Raw genomic sequence first — 15,944 nt, forward strand, 5'->3', positions numbered from 1 at the left:
AGGGTCGACGGGCAAGCGTGTTGCTCGTGGCACCCCAGGTGAGGGGCGACTAGGTTCCTCACCGGTCCGTATCCGACAGTTCGACATCCGAGGTGACGTAGGCGTGGCTCTTCCGCCCCTTACCCCTGAACAGCGCGCAGCCGCGCTCGAAAAGGCCGCCGCGGCTCGCCGGGAGCGGGCCGAGGTCAAGAATCGACTCAAGCACTCCGGCGCCTCCCTGCACGAGGTCATCAAGCAGGGCCAGGAGAACGACGTCATCGGCAAGATGAAGGTCTCCGCCCTGCTCGAGTCCCTGCCGGGCGTGGGCAAGGTCCGCGCCAAGCAGATCATGGAGCGACTGGGCATCTCCGAGAGCCGTCGTGTCCGCGGCCTCGGTTCCAACCAGATCGCCTCCCTGGAGCGTGAGTTCGGCAGCACCGGTTCCTGATCCCGGGCACTGACGGGAAGGGAGTCCCGGGCACTCCGGGATTGCTGGAATAATCGCTGCATGGCTGCAACATTCCGGGGGACGACCCCCGAGCCCCCGGACGTACGTCCGCGGCTGACCGTGCTCTCCGGCCCCTCCGGGGTCGGCAAGAGCACGGTCGTCGCCCATATGCGCAAGGCGCACCCCGAGGTCTGGCTCTCGGTGTCGGCGACGACCCGCAAGCCGCGCCCCGGTGAGCGGAACGGAGTCCACTACTTCTTCGTCACCGACGAGGAGATGGACAAGCTGATCGCCAACGGCGAACTGCTGGAGTGGGCCGAGTTCGCCGGCAACCGCTACGGCACCCCCCGGGCCGCCGTACTCGAACGCCTGGAGAAGGGCGAGCCGGTCCTGCTGGAGATCGACCTCCAGGGCGCGCGGCAGGTCCGCGAGACCATGCCGGACGCCCAGCTGGTCTTCCTGGCGCCTCCCTCCTGGGACGAGCTGGTGCGCCGGCTCACCGGGCGGGGCACCGAACCGCCCGAGGTGATCGAACGCCGTCTGGAGGCGGCCAAGATCGAGCTGGCGGCCGAGCCGGAGTTCGACGTCACCCTGGTCAACACCTCCGTCGAGGACGTGGCCCGCGAGCTGCTAGCCTTGATGGATGTTGTGTGATCACGGGTTCTGTCCGTTTTCTGTGATCACGACCGGTCTTTTCCCATCCATCGGAAGGTAGAGCGTGTCCTCTTCCATCTCCGCGCCCGAGGGCATCATCAACCCGCCGATCGACGAGCTCCTCGAGGCAACCGACTCGAAGTACAGCCTCGTGATCTACGCGGCCAAGCGTGCTCGCCAGATCAACGCGTACTACTCGCAGCTCGGCGAGGGTCTCCTCGAGTACGTCGGTCCTCTCGTCGACACCCACGTGCACGAGAAGCCGCTCTCGATCGCCCTGCGCGAGATCAACGCGGGTCTGCTGACGTCCGAGGCCGTCGAAGGCCCCGCGTAAGTCGTATCAGCAGGTCGCGGTAGGTTTTTCCACAGGCCCGGCAGGGGGCACCTCCCAGCGTCAGATGGGGGAGCGACTGTCGGGCCTGTGGTGTGTCATGGAGCGCGTACGCATCCGAGTGCGGGGAGGCACGGTGGGCAAGCCGAAGGTCGTTCTGGGGGTCAGCGGTGGGATCGCCGCCTACAAGGCGTGCGAACTGCTGCGCCGGCTGACCGAGTCCGGACATGACGTCCGGGTCGTGCCGACCGACTCCGCGCTGCACTTCGTGGGCGCCGCGACCTGGTCCGCGCTCTCCGGCAACCCGGTCTCCACCGAGGTCTGGGAGAGTGTCCACGAGGTGCCGCACGTCCGCATCGGCCAGGCCGCCGACCTGGTGGTCGTCGCCCCGGCGACCGCCGACATGCTGGCCAAGGCCGCCCACGGCCTCGCCGACGACCTCCTCACCAACACCCTGCTCACCGCCCGCTGTCCCGTCGTCTTCGCCCCCGCCATGCACACCGAGATGTGGGAGCACCCGGCCACCCAGGAGAACGTGGCGACGCTCCGCCGCCGGGGCGCGCTCGTCATCGACCCCGCCGTGGGCAGACTGACCGGCGCCGACACCGGCAAGGGCCGCCTCCCGGACCCCGGGGAGATCTTCGAGATCTGCCGCCGGGTGCTGGCCCGGGGCGTCACCGAGCCGGACCTCGCCGGACGGCACGTCGTCGTCACCGCCGGCGGTACCCGCGAGCCGCTCGACCCGGTCCGCTTCCTCGGCAACCGCTCCTCCGGCAAACAGGGCTACGCCCTGGCCCGCACGGCCGCCGCGCGGGGCGCCCGCGTCACCCTGATCGAGGCCAACACCGGACTGCCGGACCCCGCGGGCGTGGACGTCGTACGGATCGGCACGGCCGTACAGCTGCGCGAGGCGGTGCTCAAGGCGGCGCCGGACGCCGACGTCGTGGTGATGGCGGCGGCGGTCGCCGACTTCCGCCCCGACACCTACGCCACCGGGAAGATCAAGAAGAAGGACGGCCAGGAGCCCGCGCCCCTCGTCCTGGTGCGTAATCCGGACATCCTCGCGGAGATCTCGGCGGACCGCCCGCGCCCCGGTCAGGTGGTCGTCGGCTTCGCCGCGGAGACCGACGACGTCCTCGCCAACGGCCGCGCCAAACTGGCCCGCAAGGGATGCGACCTGCTGGTGGTGAACGAGGTGGGGGAGCGCAAGACCTTCGGGTCCGAGGAGAACGAGGCCGTGGTGCTGGGAGCCGACGGCAGCGAGACGCCGGTGCCGTACGGCCCGAAGGAGGCCCTGGCCGAAACGGTGTGGGACCTGGTCGCGGACCGCCTCGGCTGACAGTGCCATTCGCGTCACGTCTGCCTCGAACCTCGCACATTGGGGCGTGGCGACCCTGGCGGACAGCTACGGCCATTGGGCAGAATGCACGTGCCGCAGGTCACAAGGCTCCCGAGAGGCGAGACAGGTGGGCCGGTGGCCGAGCCCGACCGATAAACTGTTCTCGGACGACGCCGGGCGCAGCCCCCGAGCACGTCCGCCAATGATCAGCCAGCAGCCGCTGCAACCCCAGGGAGCGTTGTGTCCCGTCGTCTGTTCACCTCGGAGTCCGTGACCGAGGGCCACCCCGACAAGATCGCTGACCAGATCAGCGATGCCATTCTCGATGCGCTGCTGCGCGAGGACCCCACGTCCCGTGTAGCGGTGGAGACGCTCATCACGACCGGCCTCGTCCACGTGGCCGGCGAGGTCACGACCAAGGCGTACGCGCCGATCGCCCAGCTGGTGCGCGACACCATCCTGGACATCGGCTACGACTCGTCGAAGAAGGGCTTCGACGGCGCCTCCTGCGGTGTGTCGGTGTCGATCGGCTCGCAGTCCCCGGACATCGCGCAGGGTGTGGACACGGCCTACGAGAACCGGGTCGAGGGCGACGAGGACGAGCTGGACCGCCAGGGCGCCGGCGACCAGGGCCTGATGTTCGGTTACGCGACGGACGAGACGCCGACGCTGATGCCGCTGCCGATCTTCCTGGCGCACCGGCTGTCGAAGCGCCTGTCCGAGGTCCGCAAGAACGGCACGATCCCCTACCTCCGTCCCGACGGAAAGACCCAGGTCACCATCGAGTACGACGGTGACAAGGCGGTCCGCCTGGACACGGTCGTCGTCTCCTCGCAGCACGCGAGCGACATCGACCTGGAGTCGCTGCTGGCCCCCGACATCCGCGAGTTCGTGGTGGAGCCGGAGCTGAAGGCCCTGCTGGACGACGGCATCAAGCTGGAGACCGAGGGCTACCGCCTGCTGGTCAACCCGACCGGCCGCTTCGAGATCGGCGGCCCGATGGGCGACGCCGGCCTCACCGGCCGCAAGATCATCATCGACACCTACGGCGGCATGGCCCGCCACGGTGGCGGCGCCTTCTCCGGCAAGGACCCGTCCAAGGTCGACCGCTCCGCCGCGTACGCGATGCGCTGGGTCGCCAAGAACGTCGTCGCGGCGGGCCTCGCCTCCCGCTGCGAGGTCCAGGTGGCGTACGCCATCGGCAAGGCCGAGCCCGTCGGTCTCTTCGTCGAGACCTTCGGCACCGCCAAGGTCGACACCGACCGGATCGAGAAGGCCATCGACGAGGTCTTCGACCTCCGCCCGGCCGCCATCATCCGCGACCTCGACCTGCTGCGCCCGATCTACGGCCAGACCGCCGCGTACGGCCACTTCGGCCGTGAGCTGCCCGAGTTCACCTGGGAGCGCACGGACCGCGTCGAGGCGCTGCGCACGGCCGCGGGGCTGTAGGTCCCACGGTTCCTCCGTTCTCCGGCGAGGCCCGGTGTCCCTTCGGGGGCGCCGGGCCTCGCCGTGTGCGCGACCGGGCTGCGGTGATCGTGGGCGGCGCCGGTTGTCAGTGGCGTTTGGAAGAATGCGGATGTGAACGGCGAGGACGGGACGAGGGGCGGCGGCGCGGCGGGGGACGCGGGGCCGGAGCAGCTCGCGCTGGTCCGGGAGGCCGTGCGCAAGGCCAAGGCACCGCGCGCCAAGCCGCGCACCTGGCGGGGCGCGGCGCTGGCGAAGGACCTGCCCGTCGCCCGTGTGCTGGTCGACAAGGGAGTCCTCCATCTCGACCGGTACTTCGACTACGCGGTGCCGGAGGAGCTGGACGAGGCCGCCCGGCCCGGGGTCCGGGTCCGGGTGCGGTTCGGGGCCGGGGGGCGCAATGTCCGGGAAGGGCGGCGCGAGGGCGGCTCGCTGATCGACGGGTTCCTGGTCGAGCGGGTCGCCGAGTCGGACTACCCCGGGGCGCTGGCCGCGCTCGCCCAGGTCGTCTCGCCGGAGCCGGTGCTGAGCCCGGAGCTGCTGGGGCTCGCACGGGCCGTCGCGGACCGGTACGCGGGAAGCCTCGCGGACGTGCTGCAGCTGGCCGTCCCGCCTCGGCACGCCCGGGCCGAGGCGGTGGAGTCGGGCGAGCCGCCGCGGCCCCCGGCCGCGCCCGAGCCCGGGTCGTGGGCGCGGTACGGGCGAGGCCCGGAGTTCCTGCGGTCCCTGGCGGGCGGGGGTGCGCCCCGGGCGGTGTGGACCGCGCTGCCGGGCCCGGAGTGGGCCGAGGAGATCGCCCGGGCCGTGCAGGCGACGCTCGCCTCCGGGCGGGGGGCACTCGTCGTCGTACCGGCGGGGCGGCCCGCGGCCCGGGTGGACGAGGCGCTCGGGGCGCTGCTGGGGGAGGGGCGGCACGCGCTGCTGACGGCCGACGCCGGGCAGGAGCGGCGGTACCGGGAGTGGCTGGCCGTACGGCGGGGGGCCGTCCGGGCGGTGGTCGGGACCCGGGCGGCCATGTTCGCTCCCGTGCGCGATCTGGGGCTGGTCGTGGTCTGGGACGACGGCGACAGCGGCCACAGCGACGACAACGCTCCCTTCCCGCATGTGCGCGAGGTGCTGGAGCTGCGGGCCTCGCGGGACAGGTGCGCCTTCCTGCTGGGGAGCTGGAGCTGCACGGTCGAGGCCGCCCAGCTCGTGGAGAGCGGCTGGGCCGCGCCGATCGTGGCCGGGCGGGAGCAGGTGCGGGCCGCCGCGCCGCTGGTGCGGACCGTGGGGGACGGCGATCTCGCGCGGGACGAGGCGGCCCGGGCGGCGCGGCTGCCCAGCCTCGCCTGGCAGGTCGCGCGCGACGGCCTCAGGGACGGGCCCGTGCTCGTGCAGGTCCCCCGGCGGGGGTATGTGCCGCGGATGGCCTGCGCGCGATGCCGCGAGCCCGCGCGGTGCCGGCACTGCGCGGGGCCGCTGGAGGCGCGGGACGGTGCCGGGGCGCTGGTGTGCGGGTGGTGCGGGCGTGAGGAGGGCGGCTGGCACTGCCCCGAGTGCGGGGGCCACCGGCTGCGGGCCCAGGTCGTGGGGGCGCGGCGGACCGCCGAGGAACTGGGGCGCGCCTTTCCGGCCGTACCCGTACGGACCTCCGGGCGGGAACAGGTGCTGGACACCGTGCCGGGGACGCCCGCGCTGGTGGTGAGTACGCCGGGGGCCGAGCCCGTCGCCGAGGGCGGGTACGCGGCCGCGTTGCTGCTCGACGGGTGGGCCATGCTCGGCAGGCCCGATCTGCGGGCCGGGGAGGACGCGCTGCGGCGCTGGATCGGCGCCGCGGCGCTGGTACGGAACCAGGGGGCGGGCGGCACGGTCGTCGTGGTCGCCGAGCCGACGCTGCGGCCGGTCCAGGCGCTCGTGCGGTGGGATCCGGTGGGGCACGCGGTGCGGGAACTCGCCGAGCGGGCCGAGCTGGGGTTCCCGCCGGTCTCCCGGATGGCGGCCGTGTCCGGGACCGCCGAGGCGGTCGTCGACTTCCTGGCCGCGGTCGAACTGCCGTCGGATGCCGAGGTGCTGGGACCCGTGCCGATGGCCGCGCCGGTCCCCGGGGCGGGGCCCGCCCCGGGGCCGGACTCGGGCAGGGCGCGGCGGGCGGGGGCGCCGTCGCCGGGGGAGCGGTGGGAGCGGGCGCTGGTCCGGGTGCCGCCGGGGAGCGGGGCCGCGCTGGCCGCCGCGCTGAAAGCCGCTCAGGCGGCGCGGATGGCCCGGGGAGTGAGCGAGAGTGCGCGCGTGCGCATTCGCGTGGACCCGCCCGACATCGGCTGAGCGGGGCCGGGCGCGCCGCGGACGACGTGGTGTCCCCCGGCATGGGGCTGCCTCCCGGCGGGGCGCCGGGAGGCAGCGGATCGGTCAGCCGTTGCGAGGGCCGGGGAAGGCGGTGGGTCTGACGTCCTCGCGCAGGGTGGGGCTGCCCGCTGTCGGCTGGGTCGGCATGTGCGCGGGCATCGGGGCCGGGATCGGGGCCGGCATCGAGCGGGCCGCGGGGACCGTGGGGATGCCGGAGGCGACGTTGACGGTGCGGGGGCCCTGGGGATCGCCCGTCCGCTCCGCCTCCGCGGCGGCCTGGGCGGCCGCGCGCCGGGCGCCGTAACGGCGGTGCACGGCCTGCTTGGTGACGCCGAGGGCCGAGCCCACCGCGTCCCACGAGAATCCGAGGGAGCGGTCGAAGTCCACGGCGGCCGTGACCAGGGTCTCGACACTGTCCCGCAGCTCCTGGGCGAGGCGGACGGTCGGGGCGGGGGCGCGTCCGTAGACGACGAAGCCCGTGGAGGGGCCGGAGCGGCGCGGGCGGTAGACGTTGCCCAACTGGGCGGTGAGGGTGCGCAGTGCGTCCACCTGCCGGCGGACCCGCTCGATGTCCCGCACCAGCAAGTGCAGGCTGGCCCGAGCCTGGGCGTCGTGGGTTGCGTGGTCGGCCATGAACAAGCCTCTCGAACCGGCGTGAAAAGGGGCAGTGCCGCGATTGCGGCCCGTAGTGGTCAACTCTTTCTTGACCAACGCGAATTCGCTCCGCTGGTCACGGTGTGGGGGCGTGGCGGCATATGCGCGGGGCGCGCGGGCGGGGATGCGCCCCCGCCGCCGGCGGCCGGGGTGCTCCGCCGTCCGCGGCCCGGACGCGGACCATAGACTGGGGCGTTGTCCCGCGTCGTCGCGTGTGCGGCGTCGTGTGCGGGGCGGACGAATTTCCGTGTGAGAGGCCGTCAGTCATCCATGAAGCTAGTCTTCGCCGGTACCCCAGAGGTCGCTGTTCCCGCACTGGACGCGTTGATCGCGTCCGGGAGGCATGAGGTGGCCGCTGTCGTGACGCGGCCCGACGCGCCCGCGGGGCGGGGGCGGCGGCTCGTCGCGAGCCCGGTGGCACAGCGGGCCGAGGAGGCGGGCATCGAGGTGCTGAAGCCGGCCCGGCCGCGGGACGAGGACTTCCTCGCGCGGCTGCGGGAGATCGCGCCCGACTGCTGCCCCGTCGTCGCCTACGGAGCCCTGCTGCCCAGGGTCGCCCTCGACGTGCCCGCCCACGGGTGGGTCAATCTGCACTTCTCCCTGCTGCCCGCCTGGCGGGGCGCCGCACCCGTGCAGCACTCGATCATGGCGGGGGACGAGATCACCGGGGCCTCCACCTTCCTCATCGAGGAGGGGCTCGACTCCGGACCGGTGTACGGGACGGTCACCGAGGAGATCCGGCCGACGGACACGAGCGGTGATCTGCTGACCCGGCTCGCCTTCGCGGGGTCCGGGCTGCTGGCCGCCACGATGGACGGGATCGAGGACGGCACCCTCAAGGCCGTGCCGCAGCCCGCCGACGGGATCACCCACGCGCCGAAGATCACCGTGGAGGACGCCCGGATCGACTGGGCCGCGCCCGCGCTGCGCGTCGACCGGGTCGTGCGCGGCTGCACACCCGCGCCGGGCGCCTGGACGACGTTCCGCGGTGAGCGGCTGAAGCTCGTCCAGGTGACGCCGGTGCCCGAGCGGACCGGACTCGCCCCGGGCGCGCTCGACATCGGCAAGAACAGCGTCCACGTCGGGACCGGGTCGTACGCGGTGGAGCTGCTCTGGGTGCAGGCGCAGGGCAAGAAGCCGATGCGGGCCGCCGACTGGGCGCGCGGGGCCCGGATCGACGCCGGCGAGACCGTCGGCGACTGAGGCCCCCGCGAGGCGACTGGGCTCGCCGTCCCCCTCCACCGTCCTGGCCGGTCTGCCGCGCCGGCCGACGTCCGGCGGTTCGTCCCCGCGGCGTAGGCTGGGCGTGGTATCTCGACCCATATCCGGAGCACCTTTTTCGTGAGTGAGCAGTCCCGTCGTCCGGGCAAGCCGGGCAAGCCGTACCGCCGTCCTCAGAAGGACCCCGTCCGCATGCTGGCCTTCGAGGCGCTCCGGGCGGTCGACGAACGGGACGCGTACGCGAACCTCGTCCTGCCGCCCCTGCTGCGCCGGGCGCGCCAGAAGGAGGGGCCCGAGAAGTTCGACGCACGGGACGCGGCGCTCGCGACCGAGCTGGTCTACGGGACGCTGCGCCGGCAGGGGACCTACGACGCGGTCATCGCGAGCTGCGTGGACCGGCCCCTGCGCGAGGTCGACCCGCCGGTGCTCGACGTGCTGAGCCTCGGCGCGCACCAGCTGCTGGGGACGCGGATCCCCACCCACGCCGCCGTCTCCGCCTCGGTGGACCTCGCGCGGGTCGTGCTCGGCGACGGGCGGGCCAAGTTCGTGAACGCCGTGCTGCGCAAGATCGCCCAGCACGATCTCGACGGCTGGCTGGAGCGCGTCGCACCGCCCTACGACGAGGATCCCGAGGACCACCTCGCCGTCGTGCACTCGCATCCCCGCTGGGTGGTCTCCGCGCTCTGGGACTCCCTCGGCGGCGGGCGGGCCGGTATCGAGGATCTGTTGGAGGCCGACAACGAGCGGCCCGAGGTCACCCTGGTCGCCCGTCCCGGCCGGGCCACCACCGAGGAACTGCTCCGGGAGGAGGCCGCGGTGGCGGGGCGCTGGTCGCCGTACGCCGTGCGGCTCTCCGAGGGCGGGGAGCCCGGCGCCGTGGACGCCGTACGGGAGGGCCGCGCGGGGGTCCAGGACGAGGGCAGTCAGCTCGTGGCGCTGGCGCTCGCGAACGCCCCGCTGGAGGGACCCGACAAGGCGTGGCTCGACGGGTGCGCCGGTCCCGGCGGCAAGGCCGCGCTGCTCGCCGCCCTCGCCGCCGAGCGCGGGGCCGTCCTGCTCGCCTCCGAGAAGCAGCCGCACCGGGCGGGGCTGGTCGCGAAGGCGCTGCACGGCAACCCGGGCCCGTACCAGGTGATCGCCGCCGACGGCACCCGTCCGCCGTGGCGGCCCGGCGCGTTCGACCGGGTGCTGATGGACGTGCCCTGCACGGGGCTGGGTGCCCTGCGGCGGCGGCCCGAGGCCCGCTGGCGGCGGCGGCCCGAGGACCTGGAGGGGTTCGCCCCGCTCCAGCGCGCGCTGCTGCGGACCGCGCTGGACTCCGTACGGGTCGGCGGGGTCGTCGGCTACGCGACCTGCTCGCCGCACCTCGCGGAGACCCGCGCGGTGGTCGACGACGTGCTCAAGGGCTACGGCGACGCGGCCGACCTCATCGACGCCCGGCCCCTGCTGGAGGGTGTGCCGGCGCTGGGCGAGGGCCCCGACGTCCAGCTGTGGCCGCATCTGCACGGCACGGACGCCATGTACCTGGCTCTCATCCGCCGGGTCGCGTAGCCACGCGTTCCCTCGGGGGCGGTGCCCCGCCGTCCTCGTGGGCGAGCCGGTGGGGCCACCACACCTTCGGGCCGACGTCCAGGAACAGGGCGGTGACCAGGACGGACCGTACGACGAAGGTGTCCAGGAGCACGCCCAGGGCCACCGCGAAGCCGATCTCGGCGAAGGCGACCATGGGGAGCGTGCCGAGGGCCGCGAAGGTGCCGGCGAGGACCAGGCCGGCCGAGGTGATCACCGCGCCGGTCGTCGCGAGACCCGTCACCACGGCCTTGCGGGTGCCCTGGCGGGCGGCCTCCTCGCGGATGCGGGTGGTCAGGAAGATGTTGTAGTCGATGCCCAGGGCGACCAGGAAGACGAAGACGAACAGCGGGAAGTCGGTCGACTCGCCCGCGTAGTCGAAGAGGTGTCTGAACGCGAGCGCGCTGATGCCCAGCGCGGCGGCGAAGGACAGGATCACCGTCCCGATCAGCAGCAGCGGTGCGATCAGTGCGCGGAGCAGGGCGCAGAGGATCAGCAGCACCACGAGCAGCACCAGCGGGATGATCAGGATGTTGTCGTGGGTCGTCGCCTCGTCCATGTCCAGCAGGGCCGCCGTGCCGCCGCCCACCTGGGCGTCGGCGTCCGGCACCGCGTGGACGGCGTCCCGGACCCGTTCCACGGTCTGTTTGGCGGCCTCGCTGTCGGCCGGGTCGGACATGGTGGCCTCGAAGAGGACCCGGCCCTCGTGGGCGGGTTTCGTGCCGGGCGGCAGGCCGAGCGAGTCCGGCACGACCCCTTCCGTGCCGGCCACCGCGCGGCCCACCTCCCGGGCCTGAGCCTGGTTGCTGACGATCACCAGGGGGTCGCCGCTGCCTGCCGGGAAGTAGCGTGCCGAGACCTCCTGGCCGACGATCGAGTCCGGTTTCCCGGTGAAGGCGTCCGCGTTGCCGATGCCCTCCGCGCGCAGCTGGATCAGACCCAGCGAGCACAGGGCCAGGGCGGCCGCCGTGGCGACCCAGACCGTGCGCGGCCGGTGCGAGAAACGGCGGCCCATCCGGGCCCACACACCGCTCTCGGTCGGATCGGCGGTGCCGAGGTGCGGGATCACCGGCCAGAAGATCCAGCGCCCGAAGATCACCAGCAGGGCGGGGAACAGCGTCATCATCGCCAGCAGCGCGACCGCGACACCGATGGCCGCCACCGGGCCCAGACCGCTCGTGGAGTTCATCTCGGCGGCCAGCAGCACCAGCATGCTCAGCACGACCGTCGCGCCGGACGCCAGCACCGCCGGGCCCGCCCGGTGCAGGGCGAGGGCCATCGCCTCGTGGCGGTCCTCGTGACGGCGCAGCTCCTCGCGGTAGCGGGCCACCAGCAGCAGGGCGTAGTCGGTGCCCGCGCCGAAGACGAGGACGGTGAGGATGCCGGCACTCTGACCGTTCACGGTCAGACCGGTGTGCTGCGCCAGCAGGTAGATCAGGGCCTGGGCCGTGAACAGGGCGGCGATGACCCCCAGCAGGGGGACCAGGATGAGGGTCGGACTGCGGTAGGTGAGCAGCAGCATCACGATGACGACGGCCATCGCGGACATCAGCAGGGTGGAGTCGATGCCCTCGAACGCCTCGGAGAAGTCGGCGGACGTACCGCCCGGCCCGGTGATGTGCACGGCGAGCCCGTCACCGCCCTCGCCCACCACGTCCCGGATCGAGTCGACCGCCGGCGCGATCCGCTCCCAGCCCTTCTCGTCCATCGTGATCGGGACGAGGACCTGGGCCGCCCTCGGGTCGACGGCCCGGTCGAGGACCGGTCCCCGGGTCTGGTCGCCGATGATCCCGTGGGCGGTGAGCCCCTTGAGCTCCCGTACCTCCGCCTGGATCGCCGCCCGGTCCTCGGCGGTCAGCCCGCTCTCCCGGGCGTAGACGACGACCGCCGGGATCTGTTCGGGCCGGAAGCCCTCGGAGATCTCCAGGACCTGGGTCGACTCGGCCGAGCCCGGCAGCCACGAGGCCGCGTCGTTGTCCTGGGCGTCGGTGAGTTTCGTGGCGAAGGGCGCGACCACGAACAGCACCACCAGCCACAGCCCCAGCACGACCCACTTGGCCCGCCGTCCGCAGACGAGGTGCCCGATTCCCCGGTTCCCTGTCATACCGGCCTCCAGAACGGCGCCCCGCGAGAGGCGCGGGTCAGTGACATCTGCGGCTCCGCCGCGCGGGCGCGCTCGGCCGGCGACGGTCCGCAGCCGGAAAACAACGGTCCCGAGGACGGACCGATGCCCGCAACCCCCGGAGGGCATGGCAGGCTTGGCCCATGGCCGCGCAGATCAACCCCAGCATCCTGTCCGCCGACTTCGCCCGTCTCGCCGACGAGGCGAAGGCGGTCGAAGGCGCCGACTGGCTCCATGTGGACGTGATGGACAACCATTTCGTGCCGAACCTCACGCTCGGTGTGCCGGTCGTAGAGTCCCTGGCCCGTGCGACGCAGACGCCGCTGGACTGTCATCTGATGATCGAGGCCCCCGATCGGTGGGCACCCCAGTACGTGGAAGCGGGTGCGGGTTCCGTCACCTTCCACGTCGAGGCGGCCGCCGCACCGGTGCGGCTCGCCCGTGAGATCCGGGCCAAGGGAGCCAGGGCCTCCATGGCGCTCAGGCCGGCCACGCCGATCGAGCCGTTCGAGGACCTGCTGCCCGAACTCGACATGGTGCTGATCATGACGGTCGAACCGGGCTTCGGAGGCCAGGCCTTTCTCGACATCATGCTCCCCAAGATCCGCCGGACCCGCGAGTTGATCAGCAAGCACGGCCTCGACCTGTGGCTCCAGGTCGACGGCGGCGTCTCCGCCTCCACCGTGGAGCGCTGCGCCGAGGCGGGCGCGGACGTCTTCGTCGCCGGTTCCGCGGTGTACGGGGCGGACGACCCGGCCGAGGCGGTGCGTGCGCTGCGCGCGCAGGCGGAGGCCGCGACGGCGACCGCGGGCTGGGCCTGCGGCCACTGAGCCGCGGGGGCACGGCCGTGCGAACGCCGAGGCGATCGTGGCACGTCGTGCGTATAGAGGGCCAAGGGAACGTGAACGACATTCCTTCGGGCTGATCGAAAACGTCGGATCTGCAAGGATGAACGGCGTATCCATGTGTGAAGAGCAGTGAGGAGATGACCGTGTCGGGTATGTCGGCGGGCCGGTCAGCCATGCGGATGGGACCCGCTGAGCTGGTTCAGGCGGCGGCCATGGCCCGCCGTTTCTACCTAGAGGGCAAGTCGAAGATCCAGATCGCCGAGGAGTTCGGCGTGAGCCGCTTCAAGGTGGCCCGGGTTCTGGAGACCGCCCTCGAACGGGATCTCGTACGCATCGAGATCCGCGTCCCCGCGGAACTGGACGCCGAGCGCTCCGACGCGCTGCGCGCCCGCTACGGCCTGCGGCACGCCGTGGTCGTCGAGTCCCCGGCCGAGGCCGAGGAGACGACCGACCCGGAGAACCTCGGCGAGGTCGCCGCGGACCTGCTCGGCGAACTGGTGGACGAGGGAGACATCCTCGGCCTCGCCTGGGGCCGCTCCACCATCCACATGGCGGCCGCCCTCGACCGGCTGCCGCCCTGCACGGTGGTGCAGCTGACGGGGGTGTACGACGCCGGGACCGCCGAGCGCGGCTCGGTGGAGGCGGTCCGGCGGGCCGCGCAGGTGTCGGGCGGCGACGCCCACCCCATCTACGCGCCGATGCTGCTGCCGGACGCGGCCACCGCGAGTGCGCTGCGCCACCAGACCGGCATCGCGCGGGCCTTCGAGTACTTCGACAAGGTCACCGTCGCCTGTGTCTCGATCGGCTCGTGGGAGGCGGGCATCTCCACGGTGCACGACATGCTCAGCGACGAGGAGCGCGCCCACTACGCCTCCCTCGGTGTCGCCGCCGAGATGTCCGCGCACCTCTTCGACGCCGAGGGCCGCCGGGTGGGCCGGGACCTGGGCGAGCGGTGCATCACGGTCAAGGCCGACCAGCTCCGCCGTATCCCCGAGGTCGTCGCGATCGCGGGCGGGCAGCGCAAGGCGGCCGCGATCGACGCGGTGCTGCGGTCGGGGCTGGTGACCAGCCTCGTCACGGACACCTCGGCGGCGGACCATCTGCTGACGGCCGGCCAGACGCCCCGCCCGGCGCTCAACCGGGCGGATCCCGACGGCGTCTGAACAGTGCAGGCCGGGTGCCCCGCGGCTCCCGGGGGCGGGGCGCTCCGCCCGGCCCCGGTGCGTGCGGCCGGGGTCCGCGGCCGCTGATCGCGTGGCCCCGGGCGGCCGCACCGTGCCCGCTCTCGGAGGATCCTCCCAGAGCGGCCACCGCCCCTCTGGACGATCCGTCGGGGGCGTTCACACCCGCCGACATGGGACAATGAGGTACGTGCTCTTCCCCCTGGCGGTCCTGTCAGGGGGTCACCTCTGATCGACCGGGATGTGCGGCACGTGCGTTTCCTCAATGACATCCAGCCCGCTTACGACCTGACGTACGACGACGTCTTCATGGTCCCCAGCCGCAGCGCCGTCGGATCGCGGCAGGGCGTGGACCTGGCCTCGCCGGACGGCACGGGCACCACCATCCCGCTCGTCGTCGCCAACATGACCGCCATCGCCGGCCGTCGCATGGCCGAGACGGTCGCCCGCCGCGGCGGTCTCGTGGTCATCCCGCAGGACATCCCCAACGAGGTCGTCACCGACGTCATCTCCTGGGTCAAGAGCCGCCACCTCGTCCTCGACACCCCCATCGTGCTCAACCCGCACCAGACCGTCGCCGACGCGCTGGCCCTGCTGCCCAAGCGGGCGCACAACGCGGGCGTCGTCGTCGACGAGGCGCTCAGGCCCGTCGGTGTCGTCACCGACGCGGACCTGACCGGCGTCGACCGCTTCACCCAGCTCGAAGTCGTCATGTCCCGGGACCTGCTGCTCCTGGACGCCGACATCGACCCGCGCGAGGCCTTCAACCGGCTCGACGCCGCCAACCGCCGGTACGCGCCCGCCGTCGACAAGGACGGCCGTCTCGCCGGCATCCTCACCCGCAAGGGCGCGCTCCGCGCCACGCTCTACACCCCCGCCGTCGACGCGCACGGCAAGCTGCGCGTCGCCGCCGCCATCGGGGTCAACGGCGACTTCGTGGGCAAGGCCAGGCAGCTGCTCGACGCGGGCGTCGACACGCTCGTCATCGACACCGCGCACGGCCACCAGGAGTCGATGATCAACGCGATCAAGCTGGTGCGCGACCTCGACCCCCGGGTGCCGATCGTGGCGGGCAACATCGTCGCCGCCGAGGGCGTACGGGACCTGATCGAGGCCGGCGCGGACATCGTCAAGGTCGGTGTCGGTCCCGGCGCGATGTGCACCACCCGCATGATGACCGGGGTCGGGCGGCCCCAGTTCTCCGCGGTCCTGGAGTGCGCGGCCGAGGCGAAGAAGTACGGCAAGCACGTGTGGGCCGACGGAGGCGTCCGGCACCCGCGCGATGTCGCCATGGCCCTGGCGGCCGGCGCGTCCAACGTGATGATCGGCTCCTGGTTCGCCGGGACGTACGAGTCGCCGGGCGACCTGCAGCAGGACGCGAGCGGGCGGCTCTACAAGGAGTCGTTCGGCATGGCGTCGGCGCGGGCCGTGCGCAACCGTACGAGCGAGGAGTCGGCCTACGACCGGGCGCGCAAGGCGCTGTTCGAGGAGGGCATCTCCACGTCGCGGATGTTCCTGGACCCGGCCCGGCCCGGGGTCGAGGACCTGATCGACTCGGTGATCGCGGGGGTGCGGTCCTCCTGCACGTACGCCGGGGCCGGATCGCTGGAGGAGTTCGCGCAGCGGGCGGTCGTGGGCGTGCAGAGCGCGGCCGGTTACGCGGAGGGCAAGCCGTTGCACGCCAGTTGGAGTTGAACGCCTTCCAGATCGGGGGGACTGTGAGTCGGCGGGTGCGAGTGCGTCGTGGCTTGTCGCGCGGTTCCCCGCGGCCCTGACCATGCTGCCGTTTCCCGTGCCGGACAGTGC

The 15,944-nt window shown here is 72.9% G+C and carries 13 protein-coding genes; 11 read left to right on the plus strand and 2 right to left on the minus strand.

Going from position 1 to position 15,944, the window contains the following annotated elements; genetic code table 11:
* Positions 1–103 precede the first annotated feature (103 nt).
* The 6 genes from PYR72_RS39225 to PYR72_RS39250 all read left to right on the plus strand — a co-directional run bounded on the left by PYR72_RS39225 (position 104) and on the right by PYR72_RS39250 (position 6,522).
* Positions 104–427 (plus strand): integration host factor, encoded by a 324-nt coding sequence (locus PYR72_RS39225; RefSeq protein ID WP_003977346.1) that lies wholly within the window; start codon positions 104–106, stop codon positions 425–427.
* A 60-nt stretch (positions 428–487) separates the two neighbouring features.
* The gene (gene gmk / locus PYR72_RS39230; RefSeq protein WP_059083350.1) at positions 488–1,081 is read left to right on the plus strand and encodes a guanylate kinase; all 594 of its coding nucleotides are present in this window, start codon (positions 488–490) and stop codon (positions 1,079–1,081) included.
* Between the two features lie 64 nt (positions 1,082–1,145).
* Positions 1,146–1,415 carry a DNA-directed RNA polymerase subunit omega gene (rpoZ, locus tag PYR72_RS39235; RefSeq protein WP_005485492.1) on the plus strand — a complete coding sequence of 90 codons (270 nt, stop codon included), beginning with the start codon at positions 1,146–1,148 and terminating at the stop codon, positions 1,413–1,415.
* Between the two features lie 133 nt (positions 1,416–1,548).
* Positions 1,549–2,751, plus strand: a complete 1,203-nt coding sequence (gene coaBC / locus PYR72_RS39240) for a bifunctional phosphopantothenoylcysteine decarboxylase/phosphopantothenate--cysteine ligase CoaBC (RefSeq protein WP_275459695.1) — start codon at positions 1,549–1,551, stop codon at positions 2,749–2,751.
* 240 nt (positions 2,752–2,991) lie between these two features.
* Positions 2,992–4,200 carry a methionine adenosyltransferase gene (gene metK / locus PYR72_RS39245; RefSeq protein ID WP_037725700.1) on the plus strand — a complete coding sequence of 403 codons (1,209 nt, stop codon included), beginning with the start codon at positions 2,992–2,994 and terminating at the stop codon, positions 4,198–4,200.
* 132 nt (positions 4,201–4,332) lie between these two features.
* Positions 4,333–6,522, plus strand: coding sequence for a primosomal protein N' (locus tag PYR72_RS39250; protein WP_275459696.1), 2,190 nt, complete (start codon positions 4,333–4,335; stop codon positions 6,520–6,522).
* Positions 6,523–6,606: 84 nt separating this feature from the next.
* Here PYR72_RS39250 and PYR72_RS39255 read toward each other — a convergent pair whose 3' ends face one another.
* A complete protein-coding gene (locus tag PYR72_RS39255; protein WP_037725705.1) occupies positions 6,607–7,176 on the minus strand; it encodes a hypothetical protein in 570 nt (189 codons plus the stop codon).
* Positions 7,177–7,467: 291 nt separating this feature from the next.
* Here PYR72_RS39255 and fmt point away from each other — a divergent pair, with 291 nt between their 5' ends.
* Positions 7,468–8,400, plus strand: coding sequence for a methionyl-tRNA formyltransferase (gene fmt, locus PYR72_RS39260; protein ID WP_275459697.1), 933 nt, complete (start codon positions 7,468–7,470; stop codon positions 8,398–8,400).
* 138 nt (positions 8,401–8,538) lie between these two features.
* Complete coding sequence (locus PYR72_RS39265; protein WP_275459698.1) at positions 8,539–9,969, plus strand: transcription antitermination factor NusB; 1,431 nt, start codon at positions 8,539–8,541, stop codon at positions 9,967–9,969.
* Here PYR72_RS39265 and PYR72_RS39270 read toward each other — a convergent pair.
* A complete protein-coding gene (locus PYR72_RS39270; protein WP_275459699.1) occupies positions 9,950–12,091 on the minus strand; it encodes an MMPL family transporter in 2,142 nt (713 codons plus the stop codon). The genes PYR72_RS39265 and PYR72_RS39270 overlap by 20 nt on opposite strands.
* 161 nt (positions 12,092–12,252) lie before the next feature.
* Here PYR72_RS39270 and rpe point away from each other — a divergent pair, with 161 nt between their 5' ends.
* The 3 genes from rpe (at position 12,253) to PYR72_RS39285 (ending at position 15,833) form a co-directional block, all read left to right on the plus strand.
* Positions 12,253–12,939 carry a ribulose-phosphate 3-epimerase gene (gene rpe, locus PYR72_RS39275; RefSeq protein WP_275459700.1) on the plus strand — a complete coding sequence of 229 codons (687 nt, stop codon included), beginning with the start codon at positions 12,253–12,255 and terminating at the stop codon, positions 12,937–12,939.
* Between the two features lie 137 nt (positions 12,940–13,076).
* Positions 13,077–14,120 (plus strand): sugar-binding domain-containing protein, encoded by a 1,044-nt coding sequence (locus tag PYR72_RS39280; RefSeq protein ID WP_275459701.1) that lies wholly within the window; start codon positions 13,077–13,079, stop codon positions 14,118–14,120.
* A gap of 270 nt (positions 14,121–14,390) precedes the next feature.
* Positions 14,391–15,833: a GuaB1 family IMP dehydrogenase-related protein gene (locus PYR72_RS39285; protein WP_275459702.1), complete on the plus strand. Its 1,443-nt coding sequence runs from the start codon at positions 14,391–14,393 to the stop codon at positions 15,831–15,833.
* Positions 15,834–15,944 lie beyond the last annotated feature (111 nt).

This window comes from Streptomyces sp. VNUA24, assembly GCF_029167005.1.
GTDB lineage: Bacteria > Actinomycetota > Actinomycetes > Streptomycetales > Streptomycetaceae > Streptomyces > Streptomyces scabiei.

Bases quoted from the DNA above. Each gene is read 5' to 3' on its own strand.
- gmk (WP_059083350.1), top strand. From the start codon at position 488: ATGGCTGCAACATTCCGGGGGACGACCCCCGAGCCCCCGGACGTACGT.
- PYR72_RS39255 (WP_037725705.1), bottom strand. From the start codon at position 7,176: ATGGCCGACCACGCAACCCACGACGCCCAGGCTCGGGCCAGCCTGCAC.
- fmt (WP_275459697.1), top strand. From the start codon at position 7,468: ATGAAGCTAGTCTTCGCCGGTACCCCAGAGGTCGCTGTTCCCGCACTG.
- PYR72_RS39270 (WP_275459699.1), bottom strand. From the start codon at position 12,091: ATGACAGGGAACCGGGGAATCGGGCACCTCGTCTGCGGACGGCGGGCC.
- rpe (WP_275459700.1), top strand. From the start codon at position 12,253: ATGGCCGCGCAGATCAACCCCAGCATCCTGTCCGCCGACTTCGCCCGT.